This window comes from Flavisphingomonas formosensis (assembly GCF_009755815.1).
In the GTDB taxonomy this organism is placed as follows: Bacteria; Pseudomonadota; Alphaproteobacteria; order Sphingomonadales; family Sphingomonadaceae; genus Flavisphingomonas; species Flavisphingomonas formosensis.
On record NZ_WRPK01000003.1, the window covers coordinates 138246 to 157800 of the forward strand.

The 19555-nt window shown below is 64.2% G+C and carries 20 protein-coding genes and 1 other RNA gene; 16 read left to right on the forward strand and 5 right to left on the reverse strand.

Features of this window, described 5'->3' with window-relative positions:
* The first annotated feature begins 15 nt into the window (after positions 1–15).
* Positions 16–663 (forward strand): alpha/beta hydrolase, encoded by a 648-nt coding sequence (locus GQY20_RS10075; protein WP_157216956.1) that lies wholly within the window; start codon positions 16–18, stop codon positions 661–663.
* A gap of 94 nt (positions 664–757) precedes the next feature.
* Here the strand turns inward: GQY20_RS10075 and GQY20_RS10080 are convergent, their stop codons facing one another.
* Together GQY20_RS10080 and GQY20_RS10085 are read right to left on the reverse strand one after the other, a co-directional pair.
* The gene (locus tag GQY20_RS10080; protein WP_157216957.1) at positions 758–937 is read right to left on the reverse strand and encodes a hypothetical protein; all 180 of its coding nucleotides are present in this window, start codon (positions 935–937) and stop codon (positions 758–760) included.
* A gap of 65 nt (positions 938–1002) precedes the next feature.
* Entirely contained in the window at positions 1003–1203 is a 201-nt protein-coding gene (locus tag GQY20_RS10085; RefSeq protein WP_157216958.1) for a hypothetical protein, read from the reverse strand.
* A gap of 561 nt (positions 1204–1764) precedes the next feature.
* On the opposite strand from GQY20_RS10085, the gene GQY20_RS10090 reads away from it, so the two are divergent.
* The 4 genes from GQY20_RS10090 (at position 1765) to GQY20_RS10105 (ending at position 7003) form a co-directional block, all read left to right on the forward strand.
* Positions 1765–2955, forward strand: a complete 1191-nt coding sequence (locus tag GQY20_RS10090) for a type III PLP-dependent enzyme (protein ID WP_157216959.1) — start codon at positions 1765–1767, stop codon at positions 2953–2955.
* Positions 2956–3070: 115 nt separating this feature from the next.
* Positions 3071–4123: a 1,9-bis(guanidino)-5-aza-nonane synthase gene (locus tag GQY20_RS10095; protein WP_157216960.1), complete on the forward strand. Its 1053-nt coding sequence runs from the start codon at positions 3071–3073 to the stop codon at positions 4121–4123.
* A gap of 286 nt (positions 4124–4409) precedes the next feature.
* An RNA gene (gene ffs, locus GQY20_RS10100) (signal recognition particle sRNA small type) lies at positions 4410–4507 on the forward strand.
* Between the two features lie 201 nt (positions 4508–4708).
* On the forward strand, positions 4709–7003 hold the full coding sequence (locus GQY20_RS10105) for a TonB-dependent receptor (protein WP_157216961.1): 2295 nt from the start codon (positions 4709–4711) through the stop codon (positions 7001–7003).
* A gap of 93 nt (positions 7004–7096) precedes the next feature.
* On the opposite strand, the gene GQY20_RS10110 is transcribed toward GQY20_RS10105, so the two are convergent.
* On the reverse strand, positions 7097–7726 hold the full coding sequence (locus GQY20_RS10110) for a TetR/AcrR family transcriptional regulator (protein WP_198350898.1): 630 nt from the start codon (positions 7724–7726) through the stop codon (positions 7097–7099).
* Between the two features lie 321 nt (positions 7727–8047).
* Here GQY20_RS10110 and cysQ point away from each other — a divergent pair, with 321 nt between their 5' ends.
* The 5 genes from cysQ to GQY20_RS10135 all read left to right on the forward strand — a co-directional run bounded on the left by cysQ (position 8048) and on the right by GQY20_RS10135 (position 12486).
* Positions 8048–8878 (forward strand): 3'(2'),5'-bisphosphate nucleotidase CysQ, encoded by an 831-nt coding sequence (gene cysQ, locus GQY20_RS10115; protein ID WP_157217321.1) that lies wholly within the window; start codon positions 8048–8050, stop codon positions 8876–8878.
* Positions 8878–9786, forward strand: a complete 909-nt coding sequence (gene cysD, locus GQY20_RS10120) for a sulfate adenylyltransferase subunit CysD (protein WP_157216962.1) — start codon at positions 8878–8880, stop codon at positions 9784–9786. Before cysQ ends, cysD begins: the two co-directional genes overlap by 1 nt.
* A complete protein-coding gene (cysN, locus tag GQY20_RS10125; RefSeq protein ID WP_157216963.1) occupies positions 9786–11708 on the forward strand; it encodes a sulfate adenylyltransferase subunit CysN in 1923 nt (640 codons plus the stop codon). Before cysD ends, cysN begins: the two co-directional genes overlap by 1 nt.
* 149 nt (positions 11709–11857) lie before the next feature.
* Positions 11858–12103, forward strand: a complete 246-nt coding sequence (locus tag GQY20_RS10130; RefSeq protein ID WP_157216964.1) for a type II toxin-antitoxin system Phd/YefM family antitoxin — start codon at positions 11858–11860, stop codon at positions 12101–12103.
* Positions 12100–12486 carry a type II toxin-antitoxin system VapC family toxin gene (locus GQY20_RS10135; RefSeq protein ID WP_157216965.1) on the forward strand — a complete coding sequence of 129 codons (387 nt, stop codon included), beginning with the start codon at positions 12100–12102 and terminating at the stop codon, positions 12484–12486. Before GQY20_RS10130 ends, GQY20_RS10135 begins: the two co-directional genes overlap by 4 nt.
* 22 nt (positions 12487–12508) lie before the next feature.
* On the opposite strand, the gene GQY20_RS10140 is transcribed toward GQY20_RS10135, so the two are convergent.
* Positions 12509–14602 carry a malate synthase G gene (locus tag GQY20_RS10140; protein ID WP_157217322.1) on the reverse strand — a complete coding sequence of 698 codons (2094 nt, stop codon included), beginning with the start codon at positions 14600–14602 and terminating at the stop codon, positions 12509–12511.
* A gap of 101 nt (positions 14603–14703) precedes the next feature.
* Between GQY20_RS10140 and GQY20_RS10145 the strand changes: the two genes are divergently transcribed.
* From GQY20_RS10145 to GQY20_RS10155, 3 genes are read left to right on the forward strand one after another with little or no spacing between them, the layout of a single operon-like run.
* Positions 14704–15594 carry a LysR family transcriptional regulator gene (locus tag GQY20_RS10145; RefSeq protein ID WP_157216966.1) on the forward strand — a complete coding sequence of 297 codons (891 nt, stop codon included), beginning with the start codon at positions 14704–14706 and terminating at the stop codon, positions 15592–15594.
* Positions 15595–15654: 60 nt separating this feature from the next.
* Complete coding sequence (locus GQY20_RS10150) at positions 15655–16629, forward strand: polysaccharide deacetylase family protein (protein ID WP_157216967.1); 975 nt, start codon at positions 15655–15657, stop codon at positions 16627–16629.
* Positions 16626–17873, forward strand: a complete 1248-nt coding sequence (locus tag GQY20_RS10155) for a carboxylate--amine ligase (protein WP_157216968.1) — start codon at positions 16626–16628, stop codon at positions 17871–17873. The genes GQY20_RS10150 and GQY20_RS10155 overlap by 4 nt, the downstream gene beginning before the upstream one ends.
* Here GQY20_RS10155 and GQY20_RS10160 read toward each other — a convergent pair.
* Positions 17809–18405 carry an arsenate reductase/protein-tyrosine-phosphatase family protein gene (locus GQY20_RS10160; protein WP_157216969.1) on the reverse strand — a complete coding sequence of 199 codons (597 nt, stop codon included), beginning with the start codon at positions 18403–18405 and terminating at the stop codon, positions 17809–17811. The genes GQY20_RS10155 and GQY20_RS10160 overlap by 65 nt on opposite strands.
* A 216-nt stretch (positions 18406–18621) precedes the next feature.
* Here GQY20_RS10160 and GQY20_RS10165 point away from each other — a divergent pair, with 216 nt between their 5' ends.
* Genes GQY20_RS10165 through GQY20_RS10175 form a run of 3 tightly spaced genes read left to right on the forward strand, consistent with a single transcriptional unit; the run spans position 18622 to position 19328 of the window.
* Positions 18622–18849 carry a hypothetical protein gene (locus GQY20_RS10165; RefSeq protein ID WP_198350900.1) on the forward strand — a complete coding sequence of 76 codons (228 nt, stop codon included), beginning with the start codon at positions 18622–18624 and terminating at the stop codon, positions 18847–18849.
* Positions 18850–18859: 10 nt separating this feature from the next.
* The gene (locus GQY20_RS10170; protein WP_157216971.1) at positions 18860–19093 is read left to right on the forward strand and encodes a hypothetical protein; all 234 of its coding nucleotides are present in this window, start codon (positions 18860–18862) and stop codon (positions 19091–19093) included.
* 49 nt (positions 19094–19142) lie between these two features.
* Positions 19143–19328 (forward strand): hypothetical protein, encoded by a 186-nt coding sequence (locus GQY20_RS10175; protein ID WP_157216972.1) that lies wholly within the window; start codon positions 19143–19145, stop codon positions 19326–19328.
* Positions 19329–19555: the final 227 nt, after the last annotated feature.

Sequence of the window (19555 nt, forward strand, 5' to 3'; positions counted from 1 at the left end):
ATCAGCAGGTTTCCGATGCCCGAAGTGATTTTCCCCGGCCCCGAAGGTCGTCTCGAAGGCCGATTTTCTCCAGGGCCGCGCCCCCGTGCCCCGGTGGCGATGATCCTCCACCCGCATCCGCAGGGTGGAGGAACGATGAACAACCGCATCGTCCAGTCGCTCTATCAGACGTTCGTGCGGCGCGGCTTTGCCACGCTGCGCTTCAACTTCCGCGGCGTCGGCAAGAGCCAGGGCACGTTCGACAACGGAATTGGCGAGCTGTCGGATGCCGCATCCGCGCTCGATTGGGTGCAGTCGATCCATCCCGAGGCCCAGACCACCTGGATAGCGGGTTTCAGCTTCGGCGCCTGGATCGGCATGCAGCTGCTGATGCGCCGTCCGGAGATCAAGGGCTTCATCTCGATCGCCCCACCGGCGAACATGTATGATTTCACCTTCCTCGCGCCGTGCCCGTCATCGGGAATCATCATCCAAGGCGACAGCGATGAGGTGGTGACGCCGGGCGCCGTGCAGAAGTTGGTCGATAAGCTGCGCACCCAGCGCCACATCACCATCCATCACGACGTCATCCCGGGCGCGAACCATTTCTTCGAGCATGAGATGGTCGATCTGATGAAGTCGGTCGACAATTATCTGGACATGCGGCTGGCCAACGATCGGTGACAACCGGGTCGGGGACGCGCGAGGAAAGCGCGTTCCCACCCGCATCCCGAGTGGCGCATATGCGGCCCCGGCGCGCTCGGCAGGCGTCCGCCGCTCAGGTCGGCCACGCGACGATCGCGACGTTGCCGAGCAGGACGAGTGCCGCAACGAGCATCAACAGGCCGCGCACACGATCCGACGGCCGCTTCCGGATGGTCCAGACGCCACCCCAGACGAGGGCGGCAACGGTGATCATTGCCAATGTGATGAGGGTATCGGGCAGGGGGCGGTTCATGCGCCTCCCTTAGCTGGTCCGATACAGTGCCGTCACCTGAAGACGAGATCGCTGCCGATCGCGGATCAGAGCTGATCGCGATCGTGCTGGCGCTTCGCTGCCTCCATTTCGATCTTCTGTTCCGGCGTCATCGGTCGCCAGATGCGATCGCGCCCCTGAATCAACGGCGTGGCGCAGTGCCGGCAGACACTGTACATCTTCCGCTCATATTCCCGCGCCAGCCCCGCGGAGCGCTCATGCCGGCCGAACAGACACTTTAATCGCATTCCTATTCACGTCCCTGTCCCCACAGAGTAGTGTCGCCGCGCCCATGCTATGCTTATAGACAAGTTAATGACTGGCTTTGGGATGCCCTGGCAAGCCCGCTAACCCTTTTTCGTCTGTGCAATACGGAATGGTGTGGCTTTTCAGCAGGTTCAACCTGACGATGCTGGAGTCGATCCTGCTTCCGGGCCCCTGGCCGCGCCCGGAACAGCCGAATCAGGCCGCAGTGATGCGACCCGTCGTCTGAGTGAAACCATTTATCCGACACTGCAACAGCCTGCCCGCTCTGCGCCGGCGTCTTTCCTCCGCATTGGAGTGATTCTAAGCGAACGCGATTTTTTCGTCCCTTCGATGAGCGCCTTCAGCGGAGTGGCAGGCCGCCGCCCGGCGGCAATTCCTGTAACTGAAAAGACTTTGACAACCATTATGGTTAACCACATTCTGGTTGCAGATACGAACTTTACACGAGGGGAGAGCACTCCTATATCGCGCCTCCGCTGCCCCATGGGACTTCCAACCGCAAGGCAGCTTTCGTCGCAATTATCCGTTGGAGGTCCCTTGAGTTGCACACGCATCATAGCGCGCTGGGGCTAGCTGTCTCCTCTCGGCCGGATCAACCGGTCACGCTCATTCGTCCGCATGCCGCTCGGCGTGCCGCCCGTTACTTCGTGGAGAAGTTTCAGGGGCGCCCGATGTATGCCGTGAAAGCTAATCCCTCTCAGGATCTGCTGGCGATCCTGTTCGAGAGCGGTGTCACCCATTTCGACGTTGCGTCGATCGCGGAAGTGCGCCTGGTCGCACGGACGCTTCCCGAGGCCACCTTGTGCTTCATGCATCCGGTGAAGGCCGAGGAAGCGATCGCCGAGGCCTATTTCACGCACGGCGTGCGTACCTTCTCGCTCGACAGCCACGAAGAGCTCGAGAAGATCCTGCGTGCGACCAAGCATGCCACCGACCTCACGCTCTGCGTGCGGCTGCGGGTATCCTCGGATCATTCGAAACTGAGCCTTGCAGCCAAGTTCGGCGCGGATCCGCGCGAAGCTCCGGCGCTGCTGTTCGCCGTGCGTCAGGCGGCGGATGCCCTCGGCATCTGTTTCCATGTGGGATCGCAGGCGATGACGCCGGCGGCTTATCGTCAGGCGATGGAGCGCGTGCGCCAGGCGATCGTCGAAGCGGCGGTGACCGTGGACGTGATCGATGTGGGCGGCGGTTTTCCCTCCGTCTATCCGGGTATGGAGCCGCCGGCGCTGGATGCCTATTTCCGGGCGATCCACGATGCCTTCGAGAGCCTGCCGATCAGCTATTCGGCGGAGCTGTGGTGCGAGCCGGGCCGTGCGCTCTGTGCGGAATATGCCAGCGTGCTGGTTCGCGTCGAAAAGCGCCGCGGCAACGAGCTCTACATCAACGATGGCGCTTATGGCTCACTGTTCGATGCGGCGCATGTCGGTTGGCGCTTCCCGGTGAGGCTGGTCCGCGAGACGGTGAGCAACGTGCGCGACATGGAGTTCAGCTTCTACGGGCCGACCTGCGACGATCTCGATCATATGGCAGGGCCATTCCTGTTGCCGGGCGACGTCAAGGCCGGCGATTATATCGAGATCGGCATGCTGGGCGCTTATGGCTCTGCGATGCGCACCGCGTTCAACGGTTTCGGCTCGACCGAGACGGTGGTGGTGACGGACGAGCCCATGGCGACCGCCTATGGCGAAGCGCCGGCCGAGCCGGCGGCGTCGGGTAACGTCGTCACGCTGTAACGACCCAGCGATTAATCCTTGCCCTTCCCGCGAAACGGGGGAATCCAGCGCGCTTTCGCCGGGTTCCTCGCGTTTCGCGGGATCTGCGTAGTATTTTCCGAAAAGGACAAGTCTCATGAACGACATGCCCGTCAACGACACCCGCAAGGCGGAGCTGCTCTCCACCGTCGTCGAGCATATCGACATCACCAGCTTCGATGCGCGACCGATCATCGAATCGATGGGCAAGATGAGCTTCACCAGCCGCGATCTCGCCCGCGCGACCGGCATCTACAACCAGATGCTGGCCGACAAGGACTGCACCATCTTCCTGGTGATCGCTGGCTCCACCTCGGCGGGCGGCTGCATGGATGCCTATGCCGAGCTCTTGCGCTCCAACATGATCGACGGCGTGGTCGCCACCGGCGCCTCGATCGTCGACATGGATTTCTTCGAGGGCCTTGGCCACAAACATTATCAGGCGCTCGAAGTGCCGGACGACATGACGCTGCGCTCGCTCTACATCGACCGCATCTACGATACCTATATCGACGAGGAGCAGCTCCAGGACTGCGACCATACGATCTATGAGATCGCCAACAGCCTGGAAGCCAAGCCTTATTCGAGCCGCGCCTTCATCCGCGAGATGGGACGCTACCTCTCCGAGCATGGCAAGAAGGAGAACAGCCTCGTCAAGCTCGCCTATGAGCATGACGTGCCGATCTTCTGCCCGGCGTTCGTCGACAGCTCGGCCGGCTTCGGTCTGGTCAAGCATCAGGTGGAGCGCGCCAAGGAAGGCAAGCCCTATATGGTGCTCGACGCGATCGCCGATTTCCGCGAGCTGACCGATATCAAGATCAAGGCGGGCACCACCGGCCTGCTCATGATCGGCGGCGGTGTGCCGAAGAATTTCGTGCAGGATACCGTCGTCTGCGCCGAGATTCTGGGCCATGACGATGTCGAGATGCACAAATATGCGGTGCAGATCACCGTCGCCGACGTACGCGACGGCGCCTGCTCCTCCTCGACGCTCAAGGAGGCGGCGAGCTGGGGCAAGGTCGACGTCGCGCTCGAGCAGATGGTGTTCGCAGAGGCCGGCTCGGTGCTGCCGCTGCTGGCATCCGACGCTTATCATCGCGGCTATTGGAAGGATCGTCCAAAGCGCGCCTGGGGCAAGATTTTCGGCTGATCCTGTGCCATTCCGGTTCGGCGGTCCGGATCGGGCTTGAGAAGGGGCCGCTCCGGTACGAACCGGGGCGGCCATTTTTCTGTTGGTAAAGCCCTTCGCTCGCACGCGTCCAATTGATCGGCGTTACCGAGACGCGCTTGTGCGGAGCCGTCTGGTCTCGCCGACAGATCCGGCCGGACCGCGCCTTCTGCCAACTTCAGGCGGCAGAGGATGTTGGGTTGCGACTTAGAGATCGCTGCCAGCGCTCGGCGGGCTTGCGTCCCTCGTCATGAGACGCCATATGCGCCGCGGGAGTCGGGCGGACGGTACCGTCGCCAACCCGGTCAGGTCCGGAAGGAAGCAGCCGTAACGATTTCGTCCCGGGTCGTTCCGGCTCCCACCCCATTTCTTCGCTGATCAGCCCTTTCCGCTCCTCGCGAGCGACGTGGGCGCGTGCGCATTGATGCGGCGCCGTCATAAGCGAACTGTTGCCATTTTGCGTAACTGGACAGGCAATCGAGCGCGCATTCGCGTGGCAATATTGTAATCTTCGCCTCGATTGCTATCCACCGGCCCAATCAAAAGCAACGATTTGGGGAGGGTATCATGCGGCATGGCAGTTTCACGCTGGTCTGGCTGGCGGGCGCCAGTCTGATGGCGGTCGGGCAGGCAGGCGTCGCTCAGGCGCAGGATGCTGCCGTTCAGGCATCCGCCGACGATGACATCATCGTCACGGCGCGGCGGCGGGAGGAGACGCTGCAATCGGTGCCGGTCTCGGTGACGGCGCTGTCGGGCGCGGCGCTGCAGGCGCGCGGCTATCAGACCATCACGGACATTCAGCAGAGCACGCCGAACCTCAACTTCACGCCCGGCACCGGCGGCACCTCCAGCCAGATCTCCGCCTATATCCGCGGTGTCGGCGAATATGACTATATCATCACCTCGGACCCGGCCGTCGCCGTTTTCGTCGACGGCGTATATCAGGCGCGGCCTTTCGGTGCGCTGACGTCGCTGCTCGGCATCGAGCGCGTCGAGGTGCTGCGCGGTCCGCAGGGCTCGCTATTCGGCAAGAACACGATCGGCGGCGCAATCAATATCGTGCTGCAGAAGCCGACCGGCTCGGGCAAGGGCCAGATGGACGTGGAGGCGGGCAGCTACGGCTCGCTGCAGGGCCGGGCGAGCTATGACGGCGCACTGACGCCCAATCTTTCCTATCTCGTTTCCCTGCTCGGCCGCCGTTCGGATGGATGGCAGCATCTTGCCAGCGGTGGCACGCTGGGCAATCAGAAGCAGTTCGCCGGCCGCGGCGCGCTGCGCTACCATGATGGCGAGTTCGATGCGGTGCTGAGCGTCGATGGCCTGCACCAGCGCCAGAACAGCGCCCCGCACAGCATGATCGCGTTCGAGCCGACCGACTTCTCCAACCTGTTCTCGGCCTTCATTCAGCCCTGCTGCACGGTGCCGTCGAGCATCCGTAAGACCGATGCGAACAAGTTCCTCAACATCGACAATGCCGACGGCATCGATTCCAGCCTGACGCTCGATTTCCCATTGCTCGGTGGCCATCTGAAATCGATCAGCGCCGTTCGCCACAGCACGGTAACGTTCGCGCGCGATGGCGATGCCTCGCAGGCGCTCTATGCGGGCGACCGGCAGCATATTCGCGGCACGCAATATTCGCAGGAATTTCAGCTCTCGCACGATCTGTGGGACGGACGGGTGAAGACGCTGTTCGGTCTCTATGGCTTCTACGAGAAGGTGCGCCAGCAGACGACGCTGATCACCGCCTATGGGCTCTACGATGCGCTGGTCGCGATCGGCACGCCGCCGGCCGCCGCCGCACAGGCTGACTTCAACATCGATTTCGACCAGACGCAGAAGACCAAGAATTTCGCGGTCTTTGGCAATGCGACGATCCAGATCGCGGAGCCTCTCTCGCTTGACGTCGGCGGCCGCTACACCTGGGAGCACAAGGATTTCGTGCAGACCGCGGACCGGATTCTGGCCGGGGTGCCGCTGATCACGGTCCCCCCGGGTTACACCTCCGATCTCGATCTCACGATCGTGAACGGTTATGTGCTCGGCTATCACCTCAAGAATACGTGGCGAAACTTCTCGCCCAAGATCACGCTCAACTATGAGGTGACGCCCGACGTCCGCTTCTATGCGCTCTGGTCGAAGGGCTTCCGCAGCGGCGGCTTCAACGGGCGGCCGATCTCGGTGGATGCGATCGGCGGCTTCAATCCCGAAAAGCTGACCAGCTATGAAGCGGGCATCAAGTCGGATCTGTTCGATCGCAAACTGAGGCTGAATTTCAGCGGCTTCTACAACCAGTATCGCAATATGCAGGTGCAGGTGAACTTCCCGACGCCGAACGGCATCGTGTCGCGCACCGAAAATGCCGGCCGCTCGCGGATCTGGGGTTTCGAGCTCGAGACACGGCTGAAGGCGTCGCGCTGGCTTACCTTCGACGGCAGCGTCGGTTATCTGAACGCCCGATATGAGGAATATATGTCGGTCGATGGGGTAGGCAACCCGATCGATCTGAGCAATCTCAAGCTGCGCCACACGCCGCCCTGGACGGCGAGCGTCGGCGCCACCGCCAACCTGCCGGTCAGCGAGCATGTCGGCTCTGTGTTCCGCGTCGACGGATCCTATGAGGACCGGCAATATGTGGAGGTGCAGAACAGCCCGCTGCTCTATGCCAAATCGATGGTGACGCTGAACGCCAGCCTGGAATTCAATGTAGACAACGGCATTTCCTTCGGCGTCGTCGGGCAGAATCTGACGAACAAGCAGGTGATCAAGGAGGGGTTCGATTCACGCGGTTCGTTCGGGTTCGTCGAGGCTTATTATAATCCGCCGCGCCGCATCTACGCGAACGTGCGCTACGCTTTCTGAAGTGACGGTGACGGGCGGTGCTGCGGCACCGCCCCATGCACATGGGTTTCCCGATCCGCCGGCTCTGTGTCGGAACGGCGTTGACCGCCTCGTTCAGCGCGGCTCGAGGCCCGAGCAGAGTATGTCGACCATCTGACCGGCGAGCTCGGACGCGGACATTTCTCCACCCGGCTGATACCAGCGCCCCGGCCAGTTCAAAGCGCCGGCGAGGGTGAAGCCGACGAGCTTCACGTCGCCGGGAATGATCGATCCGTCCGCCATGCCTTCCGCGATCAGCCCGCGCATTGCCGTGTCGATCTCCCGCTTGAGGTCGCGGAAGCGGCGCGATCCTTCGGGCGACAGCGATTCGTCGTTAGTGCGGATCACGCAGCGACCGAAATCGTCCATGTTGACCTCGGCATAGCTGCGCAGGAAATGGCGCAGCCGCTGGAGGCCGTTGCCCGGCGTCGCATGCGCCTCGTCCGCGGCCGCCTGGAGCTGGTGCAGCCCGCGCGAGATGCATTCGATCAGCACCTGCTCCTTATTTCCGAGATAATGGTATATCGTGGGTTTGGAGATGCCGAGGCTGGCCGCGACATCGTCCAGCGACGTCGTATGGAAACCGCGCGCGTTGAAAAGCCGCACTGCGGCCCGCAACACGGCTTCGCGCTTCTGCGCGCGCTCTTCTGCCCGTTCCTGCTTGGTGCGAAAGGGCGACGGCGCTTCGTCGGTCGGATCGGTCACGGCCTCCTCGTCGATATTGGATATGTGCCGGGCGGGCCGGCTACGTCATGGTAGAATATATGCCCCATAGTAGGCATAGCCAAAATTGAGGATGTCAAGGTTTTCGTCGCCTGCTCAAATGCGTCGTGCCTGCTAGGTGGTGCGGCGGACCGTGCAGGGTTGATAACGCATTTGCGCCGACATATGTCTTTTCGATAACGCAAGGCGGAGAGTTTAGCGCAGCTTTACTGCGTAAATGCACAGATTTCTGGCTATGCGATACGAATGGCGACAAAGCTGCCGGGACGGGACGGACGTCCTCAAGGATGGGATGTGAAACGGATGGCGTTGAATGGATCGGAGCGGGCGGCGCTGCTTGACGCGCTGGTGGCGATCGCGGGGCAGGGGGGTGATGTCGTCTGGGATCACTTCGTCGGCGATTGCGCGGTTGAACTGAAGGCGGACGAATCGCCGGTAACGGCCGCGGATCGAGCGGGTGAGGCGGTGATCCTGGCGGGCCTTTCCAAGGTTGCGGCCGGAATTCCGGTGGTGGCCGAGGAAGAGGCGGCCGCCGGGCGCATTCCCGACGTCAACGGGCCCTTCTTCCTCGTCGATCCGCTCGATGGGACAAAGGAGTTCATCAAGAAGGGCGACGATTTCACGGTCAATATCGGCCTGATCGAAGATGGCGTGCCGACCATGGGCGTCGTCTATGCGCCGGCCCGCAAGACGCTGTGGTGGGGCGACGTCGAGAGCGGCGCCTGGCAGGCCGATCGCGAGCCGCACGGAGAGCAGGGCGTGGCCAAGTCGATCGGCGTGCGTTCGGTCGCCGAGCCGCTCTGCGCGGTCGCATCCAAATCGCACAACACGCCGGAGACGGAAGCCTGGCTGAGCGCCGCCGGCGTCGGCGAGCGGGTTTCGGTCGGCTCGTCGCTGAAGTTCGTGCTGGTCGCGAGCGGGCAGGCGGACGTCTATCCGCGTCCGGCGCCCACCATGGAATGGGATACTGCCGCCGGGGACGCGGTGCTGCGCGCTGCGGGCGGACGCGTGTTCGATCTTGACGGCGCCGTGCTCGGCTACGGCAAGGAACGTTTCTTCAACCCTGGTTTCGTCGCCACCGGCCCCTATGAGCCGGCGCCGCTGAGGCCTTTTATCGATGGAGCGCGGGGCTGATGAGCAACCGTACCCTTACGCATCTCGAACGTCTCGAGAGCGAGAGCATCCATATTTTCCGCGAGGTGATCGCGAACGCTGAGAAACCGGTGATGCTGTACAGCGTCGGCAAGGACTCGGCGGTGATGCTGCATCTGGCACGCAAGGCCTTCTATCCCTCGCCGCCGCCTTTCCCGCTGCTCCATGTCGACACGACCTGGAAATTCAAGGCGATGTACGAGATGCGCGACCGGATGGCGAAGGAGGCGGGCATGGATCTGCTCGTCTACCAGAATCCGGAGGCGAAGGAGCGGGGGATCAACCCGTTCGACCACGGCCCCCTGCACACCGACATGTGGAAGACCGAAGGCCTGAAGCAGGCGCTGGACCTCTACGGCTTCGACGTCGCCTTCGGCGGCGCGCGGCGCGACGAGGAGAAGAGCCGCGCGAAGGAGCGCGTCTTCTCCTTCCGTTCGGCCAATCATCGCTGGGATCCCAAGAACCAGCGGCCGGAGCTGTGGAATCTCTACAATGCCCGCAAGGCCAAGGGCGAGAGCATCCGGGTGTTCCCGATCTCCAACTGGACCGAGCTGGACATCTGGCAATATATCCATCTCAACGACATTCCGATCGTGCCGCTCTATTTCTCGGCCAAGCGGCCGACCGTGGAGCGCGACGGCCTGCTCCTCATGGTCGATGACGAACGCTTCCCGCTGAAGCCCGGCGAAGAGCCGGTGATGCGCTCGATCCGCTTCCGCACGCTCGGCTGCTATCCGCTGACCGGCGCGGTGGAGAGCGAGGCGGCGACGCTGCCCGAGGTCATCCAGGAGATGCTGCTGACCACCACCTCGGAGCGGCAGGGCCGCGCGATCGACAAAGATGCCGGCGATGCCAGCATGGAGAAGAAGAAGCAGGAGGGCTATTTCTGATGTCGGCCACCATCAACCAGGATTCGGTCTACCAGGTCGACTCGCTGATCGCCGAGGACATCGACGCCTATCTCGATCGGCACCAGCATAAGAGCCTGCTGCGCTTCATCACCTGCGGGTCGGTGGACGACGGAAAATCTACTCTTATCGGGCGTTTGCTCTACGATTCGAAGATGATCTTCGAAGATCAGCTCGCCGCGCTCGAGGCCGACTCGAAGAAGGTCGGCACGCAAGGGCAGGAGATCGACTTCGCGCTGCTGGTCGACGGTCTCGCCGCCGAGCGCGAGCAGGGCATCACCATCGACGTCGCCTATCGCTTCTTCGCGACCGACAAGCGCAAGTTCATCGTCGCGGATACGCCCGGCCACGAGCAGTACACCCGCAACATGGTGACCGGCGCCTCGACCGCCGACCTCGCGGTGATCCTGATCGATGCGCGCAAGGGCGTGCTCGTCCAGACGCGGCGGCACAGCTATCTGGCGCATCTGATCGGCATCAAGAACATCGTTCTCGCCGTCAACAAGATGGATCTGGTCGGCTACGACCAGAAGGTGTTCGACGCCATCGTCGCCGACTATACCGAGTTCGCGAACTCGATCGGCATCAAGAGCTTCGTGCCGATGCCGATCTCGGGCTTCAAGGGCGACAACATCACCGGCCCGTCCGAGAATACGCCCTGGTATACCGGCCCGGCGCTGATGGAGCATCTCGAGACGGTGCCGCTCGACGTGAGCACCGATCAGGAGAAGCCGTTCCGCCTGCCGGTGCAGTGGGTCAACCGTCCGAACCTCGACTTCCGGGGCTTTGCGGGCCTGATCTCGGCCGGCACGGTCAAGCCGGGCCAGGCGGTGCGCGTGCTGCCTTCGGGCAAGACGTCGAGCGTGACGCGGATCGTGACCTTGGATGGCGACCTCGAGGAGGCGGTTGCCGGCCAGTCGGTGACCTTGACCTTCGCCGACGAGATCGACTGCTCGCGCGGCGACGTGATCTCGGTGTCGGACAATCCGCCCGAGGTCTCCGACCAGTTCGAGGCGACGATCGTGTGGATGGACGAGGCGGAAATGCTCCCGGGCCGGCCCTATTGGCTGAAGCTCGCGACGCAGACCGTCACCGCGACCATCCAGGCGCCGAAATATCAGGTCAACGTCAACACGATGGAGCATCTGGCGGCCAAGACGCTGGATCTCAACGCGATCGGCGTGGCCAATTTCGCGACCGACAAGCCGATCGTGTTCGAACCCTATGAGGCCAATCGCCAGCTCGGCGGCTTCATCCTGATCGACAAGATCACCAACGCCACGGTCGGCGCGGGCATGATCCACTTCTCGCTGCGCCGGGCCCAGAATGTCCACTGGCAGGCGACCGACATCAGCCGCGAGAAACATGCCAGCCTCAAGAACCAGAAGCCTGCGGTGCTGTGGTTCACGGGCCTGTCGGGTGCGGGCAAGTCGACCATCGCCAACCTGGTTGAGAAGAAGCTGGTACGGATGAACCGCCACACCTTCCTGCTCGACGGCGACAATGTGCGCCATGGTCTGAACAAGGACCTCGGCTTCACCGATGCGGACCGGATCGAGAATATCCGCCGCGTCGGCGAGGTGGCGAAGCTGATGACCGATGCCGGCCTGATCGTGCTCACCGCCTTCATCTCGCCGTTCCGGCAGGAGCGGCAGCTGGTGCGCGACATGATGGCGCCCGGCGAGTTCATCGAGGTGCATATCGACACCAGCCTCGACGAAGCCGAGAAGCGCGACGTCAAGGGCCTCTACAAGAAGGCCCGTGCCGGCGAGCTCAAGAACTTCACCGGCATCGACAGCCCCTATGAGGCACCCGAGGCGCCGGAGATCCGCATCGACACGAGCAAGATGTCGGCGGACGAAGCGGCGCAGCACATCGTCGACATATTGATCGGCGAAGGCTGAGGCTCGGCGCTTTCCCGACACCGCTTATCGAACCGCCTCGGGAGCAGATCCCGGGGCGGTTTTTTATTTCGCCTGCCCAGGGCCGGGCGGCCTTGCCGGCCTATCTTTGATAGACTAAGTTGAGTTGGTTTAGTCTGGTGGAGATGTGCTTGGAGACCGTCAATATCCACGATGCCAAGACGCATCTGTCACGCCTCGTCGATCGTGCGGCCAAGGGCGAGCCTTTCATTATCGCCAAGGCCGGAAAGCCGCTGGTCAAGGTCGTGCCGCTCGACGCGCCCATGGCGCATGAGCGCCGCCGTATCGGATTTCTCGAAGGCAAAATCTCGGTTCCCGAAGATTTCAACGAGATGGGGCGGGAGGAGATCGACCAACTCTTCAACGGTGATCGATGAAGCTGCTGCTCGACACGCATGTGCTGCTTTGGGCGGCCGCCAATTCGAACAGCCTGTCGCCTGCCGCCCGCACGATGATCGACAAGCCCGAAAATAGCTTGTTCTTCAGCGCCGCGAGCCTCTGGGAAATCGCGATCAAGCGCTCGCTCGATCGGCCGGATTTCGTCGTGGATCCCCGGCAGTTGCGCCGGGCACTGATCGATAATGGGTATGAGGAGCTGCCGATCACCGGCGAGCATGCCGCATCGATCGATCGCCTGCCGCCGATCCACAAGGATCCGTTCGATCGGATGCTGATCGCCCAGGCGCTCGCGGAAGATCTGATGCTGGTCACCGCCGAAGATATGCTGACGAAATATCCGGCTGCGATCGAACGGGTCTGATCGCAGCCGGATCGGCATGGGCCTATCCGCCGGCCTTCACCTTCGCGCGGAAGCGATGGAGCAGCGGCTCGGTATAGCCGTTCGGCTGCTCCACCCCTTCGAACACCAGCGCGCGCGCCGCCTGGAAGGCGAGGCTGTCCGCCTCGCGGCCTGACATCGGGCGATAGGCGGCATCGCCTTCGTTCTGCGCGTCCACCTTGGCCGCCATGCGGATGAGCGCCTGGTCGATCTCCCCCGCCGAGGCGACGCCGTGGAGCATCCAGTTCGCCATGTGCTGGGAGGAGATACGCAGGGTCGCGCGATCCTCCATCAGGCCGACATCATGGATGTCCGGCACCTTGGAGCAGCCGACGCCCTGGTCCACCCAGCGCACGACATAGCCCAATATACCCTGGGCATTGTTCTCCAGCTCCTCGCGAATCTCCTCTTCCGACCAGTTGATGCCGTGGGCGACCGGGATGGCGAGCAGCCGGTCGAGCGCCGGGATCGCTTCGGCCGCAATCTCCTTCTGCCGCGCGAACACGTCGACCGCATGATAGTGCATCGCGTGGAGCGTCGCGGCGGTGGGCGAGGGGACCCAGGCGGTGTTGGCGCCGCTCAGCGGATGGCCGATCTTCTGCTCCAGCATGTCGGCCATGCGATCGGGCGCCGCCCACATGCCCTTGCCGATCTGCGCCTTGCCCGAGAGCCCGCAGGCGAGTCCGATGCGGACGTTGCGGTCCTCATAGGCCTTGATCCAGTCGGACGCCTTCATCGCGCCCTTGCGGATCATCGGGCCGGCTCGCATCGAGGTGTGCATCTCGTCGCCGGTACGGTCGAGGAAGCCGGTGTTGATGAAGATGATACGATCCTTCACCGCTGCGATGCACGCGGCGAGGTTCGCGGAGGTGCGCCGCTCCTCGTCCATCACGCCGACCTTGATGGTGTGTCGCGCCAGGCCGAGCATATCCTCGACGGCATCGAACAGCCGGTCGGTGAAGGCGACCTCCTCGGGACCGTGCATCTTGGGTTTGACGATGTAGATCGAGCCGGCGCGGCTGTTGGTGAAGCGACCACGGCGCTGGAGATCGTGCAGCGCGATGAGGCTGGTCATCACCGCATCGACGATGCCTTCGGGCGCCTCGGTGCCGTCGGTCAGGCGGACGGCCGGCGTCGTCATCAGATGGCCGACATTGCGCACGAGCAGGACGCTGCGCCCCGGCAGGGCGAAGGCGCTGCCGTCCGGCGCGGTCCATTCGCGATCCGCGGCGAGCGCGCGGGTCATCGTGCGGCCGCCCTTCTCGAACGACGCCTCCAGCGTGCCCTGCATCAGGCCGAGCCAGTTGGAATAAGCGAGCACCTTGTCCTCGGCATCGACCGCCGCGACCGAATCCTCGAGATCGACGATGGTGGTCAGCGCCGCCTCGAGCAGGACGTCGGCGATGCCGGCGGGATCGCTTTTGCCGATCGGATGGGCGGGATCGATCACCAGCTCGATGTGCAGTCCGTTGTGGCGCAGCAGGAGCCCGCCGGGCTTGCGGCCGACGAGCTGGGACGGATCGGCGAGGACGGGATCGCCGCCCGCGAAATCGGCCCAGCTGCCCGAGGCGAGCGGAACGGCTTCGTCAAGAAAAGCCTTGGAGCGGGCGATGACCTGGGCGCCGCGCTCGGCATCATAACCGCCGGGGCGGGCGGCGCCGGGCAGCGCGTCCGTGCCGTAGAGCGCGTCGTAGAGGCTCCCCCAGCGCGCATTGGCGGCGTTGAGCAGGAAGCGGTCGTTGAGCACGGGGACGACGAGCTGCGGCCCGGCCATGGTCGCGATCTCGGCATCGACCTTGGCGGTGCCGACCGCGAAGGGCGCAGGCTCGTCGACCAGATAGCCGATCTCGCGCAGGAAGGCCTGGTAGGTGGACTGGTCGAGCGGCTGGCCGCTGCGTGCCTGATGCCACGAATCGATCTTCGCCTGCAGCCGGTCCCGCGTCACGAGCAGGGCGGCGTTTTCGGGCGCGAAACGGGCAAGGATGCCCGCGAAACCGGCCCAGAAGGCGGCGGGCTCGATGCTGGTGCCGGGCAGGGCGCGCTCCTCGACGAATGCCGCGAGTATGTCGGCGACCTTCAATCCGGCCTTGCTGATCATCATGGGACTCCTCTTGGGTTCGTCACAGGGATAGCAGCCCGCACTGTTTCCGGTAGATCATGATTGATCAACGCATCTTTTCCTCTCATGAAAAGATGGCGATGGACTCGGATTACATATTGTTTGCCCGGATCGTGGCGGAAGGCAGTCTTTCGGCGGCGGGACGGGCCTTGCACCTGTCTCCGGCGATGGTCTCGAAGCGGCTGTCGCGGCTGGAGGAGCGGCTCGGCGCACGGCTCGTCCATCGCACGACGCGGCGGCTGGCGCTGACCGAGGCCGGACGCGCCTTCCATGCCGACGTGACCCAGATCCTCGCCGCGGCGGAGCAGGCGGAGGCGCGGGTGGCCGGCCTTGCCACCGTGCCGCGCGGTCCGCTGCGCATCGCGGCGCCGACCTCCTTCGGGCGCATGCATGTCGCGCCTTATCTGAAGAGCTTCCTCGAAACCTATCCGGAGGTTGCGATCGACCTGGAGCTGAGCGACGATTTCGCCGACCTGATCGGCGGCCGCTTCGACCTGGCGATCCGCATCACCGGGCAGATCGATCCGGCGCTGGAATTCCATCGGCTGGCGGCGAACCGACGCGTGCTTTGCGCGTCACCTTCCTATCTTGCGGAGCAGGATGCGCCGGAAACGCTGGACGATCTCGCACGCCACCGATTGCTCGCCGCGAGCCATCAGATACCGTGGCGGCTGGAGTCTGCGAGCGGCGAACAGCTGCTGCTCCCCTTCGCGACGCCGCTACGGACAAATTCCAGCGAGGTGGTGCGCGAGCTGGCCCTCTCCGGCTACGGCATTGCATTGCGTTCCACCTGGGATGTCGGCGTCGAGCTGCGGCTCGGACGGCTGCTGCGGGTGCTGCCCGACTGGCAGGGAGCTTCCGACGTCGCCGTCTATGCGGTCCATCCGCGTGCGGCGTTGATGCCGGCCAATGTGCAGGCGATGGTCCGGCATCTACGGTCCGTCTACGCGCCGGTGCCGCCTTGGGGGTGACGCTCCGCTTGTCGCAATCTTAACCGATAGGCGCTAGGCACGCGCAGAGGATTTCCGCCGATGACCGCCGTCCTGATCACCGTCGACACCGAGCTTTCCGCGCTGCTCCAGCAGCGCGGAATGTCCGCGTCGGCCAATCTGGCGAGCTCGATCGGCGGCGAGGCGGCGGGCGGTGCCTATGGTGTCGGCTGGCAGATGGATCGGCTGGAGGAGCAGGGGCTCACCGGCATCTTCTTCGTCGATCCGATGCCGGCGCTGGTGCATGGGCCGGCGCTGGTGGCGGACATGATCGGGCCGATCCTGGCGCGCGGGCATGATGTGCAGCTCCACATCCACACCGAATGGCTGGAATGGGCAAAGCAGTCCCCTGTCGAGGGGCGACGCGGCACTTTCATCGCCGATTTTTCACGGGCCGATCAGCGCATCCTGCTGTCCCTGGCGCGCGATCTGCTGGTCGAGGCCGGAGCGCCCGCGCCGATCGCTTTCCGGGCCGGCAACTATGGCGCGAACGACGATACGCTGGCGGTGCTCGCCGAGCTCGGCATCGGTTGGGACAGCAGCGTCAATGCCGATTATCTGGGCGGCGCCTGCCGCGTGTCGCTTGCTCCGGATCGGCATCTGCCGGTGCGGCATCAGGGCGTGGTCGAATTGCCCGTCTCGGGGCTCTACGACCGGCCGGGACATTTCCGCCCGGCGCAGATTTGCGCGCTGTCGGCCTGGGAGATGGGCGCGGCGCTGGATCATGCCGCCGGGGCGGAGCATCCCGTCTTCACCATCGTCACTCATAGCTTCGAAATGCTCTCGCGCGATCGCAGCCGCCCCAATATCTCGGTAATGCGCCGTTTCGAGGCGCTGTGCCGAGCGATTGCCCGCGATCCGCGCCTGCGCACCGCGCGCTTCGCCGATCTCGATGCGGAAAGGGTGCTGACTGGCAATGCGCCACGGCTCGGCCCCAACCGGCTGCGCACGCTCGCACGGATCGGCGAGCAGGCGATCGCCACCTGGTGCTACGAGCGGCAGCTGCGCCCGGCGTGAAAACGCTCCCGCCCGCGATCCTGCTCGGCATCGATACGCCGATCGGTCTCTCGGTCGTCCGCGAGCTGGGCGGCCATGGCGTGCCGGTGCATGGTATTGGCCGGTCCGCGGCGGCGATCGGCGCCCATTCCCGCTTCGTCGCCGACTCCAGCGTCCGCGTGCCGGGGCCGCTTGCGGACTGGCTGCCGGCATTGATCCGCCGCACGGGTGCGAAGGCGTTGTTCGCCATTTCGGAAGGCGACCTGATCGAGCTCGCGGCGATGCCGGAGGAGATCGAGGGCTGCCGCATTCTCACGCCCCGCACGCCACAGCTGGCCATCGTGCTCGACAAACGCGAGACGCTGCGCCGCGCCCGGGCGCTGGGCCTCTCCGTGCCGGAAAGCTGGCAGCCGCGAACGGGCGAGGATTTCACCCGCGAGGCTGCGGCGCGTCCCTATCCGGTGGTGGTGAAATGGCCGGATCCGATGGCCGTCGCGGCGCTGCTGGAGCAGCGCGGGCTGGAACTGGTCAAGGCGGAGTTCGCGCGCGATGCCGATGCGCTGCTCGCCATCCTCGCACGCTACGCTTCGCTCGGCGTCTGGCCGATCGTGCAGGGCTATTGCCCCGGCCGCGGCCTGGGCCAGATGATCCATATGGAGGCGGGCCGCGCGACGCTCTGCTTCCAGCATGTGCGGTTGCACGAATGGCCGCCGGAGGGCGGCGTCTCGACCTTGTGCGCCGCCGAGCCGATCGAGCGGCACCAGGCGCAGATGGCGTTGTCCGAGGCGCTGCTGGCCGGGATTGGCTGGGAAGGGCCGGCGATGGTCGAATATCGCCACGATCCGGTGACCGGCCGTTATTGGCTGATGGAGATCAACGGTCGCTTCTGGGGCAGCCTGCCGCTCGCGAGAGCTTGCGGCGCGCATTTCGCCTGGGAGAGCTATCGCCGCCGGATACTCGGCGAGCATCATGAGGCCGGCCCGTATCGCGCCTCGCTGCGCGCGCGCTACATGATCCCGGAGACGCGCCGGCTGATCCGCCTGCTGTTCCAGCGGGGCAGGATCGCGGATCCTTTCTTCGAGCCACGGCCGATCGGCGATCTGTTCGCCTGGCTGTCCGGCTTCCTCGATCCCCGGATGCGCTATTATGTGTTCAGCGCCGCCGATCCCGGGCCGTTCCTGGCGGATATGCGCGCCGCGTTCAGGAAACTACTGCCGCGGGGAAAGCGCGTTTCAGGCGCTGGACCGCACCCTCGATCCGCTTGAGGCAGGTGAGCATATAGGCATCGTCCAGGCCGAAGGGGTCGTGGAGATGCGGCATGGGCGGCGCGGTCCAGAGCCCGAGCAGCGAGCGCGGTGCGACCGACAGGCGCGGATCGGCGGCGATGCGGGTCAGCTGGCGTATTTCCATGGCGAGCAGCAGGTCGCCCGGCCGGAGCGCGAAATCTTCTGCACGGGTCGTGCGATGCGCCGTCAGGTCATAGCCAAGCTGTCCCGCTGCTGCGATTGCCGGCGGATGTGCGGGACCATCGGCATAGGTGCTGAGCCCGAACGAAGCCACGTCGAGTCCGATCGCGCGGGCCGCCACCTCGGCGAAGGCGCTGCGGCAGATATTGCCGTGGCAGACGAAGATCAGCCGCCTGATCGCGGCCGGATCGGGATGGCGGGCGTCGCGCGGCAGCATGGCGGCCTGCGGGTAGGAAAGTGCCAGACGGGCGAGGCCGCGCGCAGTGCCGAAGCGGGCGCGCAGGGAAGCGGGTTTTGCAGCTGCGGGCGGGGATGAGGGGTGCGCGGACATCGCTACCCTCTTATCCGATCCTGGTTTCGAGAAGCTTTCTCTCTGCCGTGCATAGGGTGCTCTTTTCCTGGCGGTGCGGACGCGTTTTCAGTTGCCGCTCGCTAAGCGGGCCAAGTTCGTATAAGTCTTGGCCATCGCCGGCCACATCCTTTGCAGGCTGCCGGTGGCTGAGAGACTCGGTTGCGCTCCCGCTTGCCATAAGGGAGCCAATGGGTGGTGAGTCTCGATTCTTCCAATGATCACATCGTGCGGAGTTGGCACGAATGGGAAATCGAAGGCCGCGAGCGGTGCGTCATTCTCGTGGTCGAAACCGACGTGGAGATGCGTCCGGACGAGCCCGGTTATGATGGAGCGAAGCTGGAGGAGGTGCGCGCCGCTGCCGTGGCGGCATCCCGCAGGACAGCCAGTGCCGTGGATCGCATCCGCATCATTCCTGCCCGGTGACGAGGACAGGATGAGCAGCCATTTGCTTCAGACGCAAACACGATTTTACCGGCGCTGGTCATCCCTTGCCGCCGAGCTCGCGCTGATCGAGATCGAGCCGCGTGCGAAGCAGCGTTGCGCCCATTCCGCCCGCATGTGGGCGTTGATCGCCGAGACGGTCGAAGCCGGAGACGATACCGGATTCGCGAAATTGACCAACAATGTCATCTGCCTGGCGCAAGAACATATGGTTGCCGACGCTTGATTGCCGCCCAGCGCAACTCTTCCCATCAATCGGCACATATGGAGATTTCATGACCCAGTCATTCGCCCGCTTTTCGATCGTGCCGGACGGAGACGCATATCGTCTCGGCTTTACCCTCGCAGATGGCGCCACCGTGGAACTCGCGGCCTCTTTCGAACAGCTCGATGAGCTTGCCGAGGAGATCGACAGGCGTCTCGATATCGACGAGAATCAGCGGCAGACATTGCGGGGATAGCAGTTGCGGATCGTAGGGAGAAATTCGCGCGGCTAGCGTCGGATTACCCGCCCGGCACAATGGTGAAGGCAGGCGCCGGTCCTGCCGATGGCGCGCAGGCGATCATGGTGGTCGCTGGACCGGCCCATGATCCCGTTCGGCATATAGGCTTCATCGAATTTGCATCGATCGAGATGCGCCCGCGGCGACTTGCCGTTCCTCCCGTTTATGACATGCTGCAATGCGGC